This window comes from Streptomyces sp. NPDC001985 (genome assembly GCF_040296845.1).
Classification (GTDB): domain Bacteria; phylum Actinomycetota; class Actinomycetes; order Streptomycetales; family Streptomycetaceae; genus Streptomyces.
Window position 1 is genome coordinate 1 of sequence record NZ_JBEOYB010000179.1, and the last position, 2535, is coordinate 2535.

4 protein-coding genes are annotated in these 2535 nt (G+C 75.7%); 3 read left to right on the plus strand and 1 reads right to left on the minus strand.

The window, feature by feature from the left end; translation table 11 throughout:
- Nucleotides 1-119: 119 nt before the first annotated feature.
- Complete coding sequence (locus ABT122_RS33415; RefSeq protein WP_351559929.1) at nucleotides 120-1253, minus strand: DUF4037 domain-containing protein; 1134 nt, start codon at nucleotides 1251-1253, stop codon at nucleotides 120-122.
- 178 nt (nucleotides 1254-1431) lie between these two features.
- Between ABT122_RS33415 and ABT122_RS33420 the strand changes: the two genes are divergently transcribed.
- From ABT122_RS33420 to ABT122_RS33430, 3 genes are read left to right on the plus strand one after another with little or no spacing between them, the layout of a single operon-like run.
- Nucleotides 1432-1845 (plus strand): phage holin family protein, encoded by a 414-nt coding sequence (locus tag ABT122_RS33420; protein ID WP_351559931.1) that lies wholly within the window; start codon nucleotides 1432-1434, stop codon nucleotides 1843-1845.
- Nucleotides 1842-2201: a DUF3618 domain-containing protein gene (locus ABT122_RS33425; protein ID WP_351559933.1), complete on the plus strand. Its 360-nt coding sequence runs from the start codon at nucleotides 1842-1844 to the stop codon at nucleotides 2199-2201. Before ABT122_RS33420 ends, ABT122_RS33425 begins: the two co-directional genes overlap by 4 nt.
- Complete coding sequence (locus ABT122_RS33430; RefSeq protein WP_351559935.1) at nucleotides 2198-2464, plus strand: DUF4235 domain-containing protein; 267 nt, start codon at nucleotides 2198-2200, stop codon at nucleotides 2462-2464. The genes ABT122_RS33425 and ABT122_RS33430 overlap by 4 nt, the downstream gene beginning before the upstream one ends.
- Nucleotides 2465-2535: the final 71 nt, after the last annotated feature.

Genomic DNA, 2535 nt, shown 5'->3' on the forward strand with positions numbered 1-2535 from the left:
TCCGGCCTCTCGACCCCCCCCCCTAAAAACCCCGCCCCCCCCCCCCCGGGGGGGGGGGGCCCCCCCCCCCGGCCCCCCCCCCCCCCCGGCGGCGCCGGGCGGCGGCCCCGGCCGGACGCTCAGCCGCCGGGCCCCCGGTGGGTCACGGAGCGTTCGACCGCGGCCGCGACGGCCGCGGTGGTGGCGGATCGCTGGAGCAGATCGGTGCTGTCCGCCCACTGGTCCACCGCTCCCACCGGCGGCAGCGCGCGAAGGACCGGGTCCGTGACCGTGCGCGCGAGCGCCCGCGCGAAACGGTCGGCGCGCAGGACCAGGAAGGGGCGCCCGTGGTAGGGCCGCCGGAGCGGGTCCAGGGGCGCGGTGAGCCCCGAGGCGTTCTGGAGGGAGGCGACGGTCTCGTAGGCGTCGCACAGCCGCGCCTCCCGGCTCGGGTGGTCGGTCGCCGCCAGCGCACCGCGCAGCGCGGGCGTGAGGGTCACGGCCACCGGCAGCCGGGCGAAGGCGCTGCCGAGCCACTTGCTGTACGGGGCGTACCGCCGCTCCAGCAGCAGGCACAGCCGCATCAGCTCCCGCACCTGCCGGGCGGCCACGACGGCCGCGCCGAGGTCGTCCCCCGCCTCGGCGCAGCGTCCGGCGAACGCCTCCTCCTGGGAGACGCGCTGCCACTGGCAGGCCAGCAGATACCGCCACACCTGTTCCGGGTACCACTCCAGCGCGCGCCGGACGCGGGTGAGGGTGCCGGGGTCGTCGTGGAACACCGCGCCGCCGGTGATCTCGGCGAGCCGCTGCTGGGGCATCGCCAGCCACTGGCGGACATCGATCCGCTCGGCGGCCGTCCGCCGGCCCAGCCGCTCGGCCAGCCAGGCGTCCGGGTCGTGCACACCCACACGGTGGCTGACCGGGCCGTCGGTCGCCTCCATGTAGCCGACCGGATCGAGCGGGTCGTCGCTCCGCCGGAAGTGGGTGGGCCAGCCGCGGACCCGTTTGGGCAGCCGCTCGGCCAGGACGCGGTGGATCTCCGCTCCGTGCTCGGCGCGGTCGGCGGCCGGCAGGAAGATCTGCAGGCGCGGACCCCAGTCGTGATCCGCCGACCTCGGTGTGTCGAAACCCAGCACCTCGGAACCCTCGCCGATCCGGGCCGCCGCGTACCGGAGCCGGGGGAAGGCGTCCCGGAGGATCGGCCGCACCGCCTCCTCGTACAGCACCCTGGACAGCTCGATGCCGGGCAGGAACGCGGGACTTGAGAGGCTCATGGTCCCACCGTGCCGGATCTCCGCCGTCCGGCGCGACGGGATTTCCCGGGGCGCGGGCGCGGATGCCCACGGGGCCGGGGCGGCGGGAAACCGACCGTGATCTGCGGGTCCGGGGTCGCATGGGGTGGCGCGCCCCGGGTACGCGGGGGCACAGAGCGAGCACGGAAAGGTGGTGCGTATGGACAGGTCACCGGAGCCCCCGCCCGCTTCCGGGGAATCCGTCGGCGAGCTGGTCAACCGGGCGTCCGACCAGTTCTCCCGGCTGGTGCGCCAGGAGCTGGCCCTGGCGCGGGCGGAGATGAGGGAGAAGGGCAGAAGGCTGGGGCGGGGCGGCGGGCTGTACGGAGGCGCGGGGCTCGTCGCGGTCCTGGCGCTCCAGGCGCTGGTGGCCACCGCCGTCATCGCTCTCGGGCTTCTCTGGCCGCTGTGGCTGTCCGCCCTGGTGATCACGCTGGTGCTGTTCGCGATCGCCGGTGCTCTCGCCGCCGCGGGCAGAAGGGAAGTCAGCCGGGCGGCCCCGCCCGTACCGCGACGGGCCGCCGGCAACGTGAAGGCCGACATCACCCAGATCAAGGAGAGCGCACACCGATGACCGACAACGCCCCCACCGGACAGGACTCGACGCCCGACGAGCTGCGCGACCAGGCCCGGGCCACCCGCGAGGAGCTCGGGCACACGGTCGAGGAGCTGGCGGCGAAAGCCGATCTCACCGCACAGGCCCAGGAGCGGGCGGAGATGGTGAAGCAGCAGGTCCAGGAGACAGCGGCACAGGTCCAGGAGACGGCCGCGCAGGCCTGGGCGACGGCACGGGACAGGACGCCCGAGCCCGTCCGGGCACGGGCCGCGCAGGCGGCCACCACGGCGAACGAGAACCGCGGCCTGGTCATCGGCACGGTCGCCGCGCTCGCCCTCGTCCTTGTCGTCTGCCGGAAGCGGAGCCGGCGATGAAGGCCTCCACCCTCGCCTACAAGCCCGTCGGGACGGTGCTGGGAATCGCCGGCGGCATGCTCGCCGGAGCGGTGTTCCAGCAGGTCTGGAAGAGACTGGGCCACGAGGACGAGGCACCCGGCGCCACCGACCGGGACCGCACCTGGGGTGAGGTGCTGCTGGCCGCCGCGATCCAGGGCGCGGTGTTCTCCACCGTCCGGGCCGCGGTCGACCGGGGCGGAGCAACCGCCGTCCACCGTCTGTCCGGCACCTGGCCCGGATAGCCTCCCGCCCCCGGCCGGCAGCCGAGAGGCCCGGGCGGCGAGGACGACCGCGTCGGGGAGGGCGGCGGCGA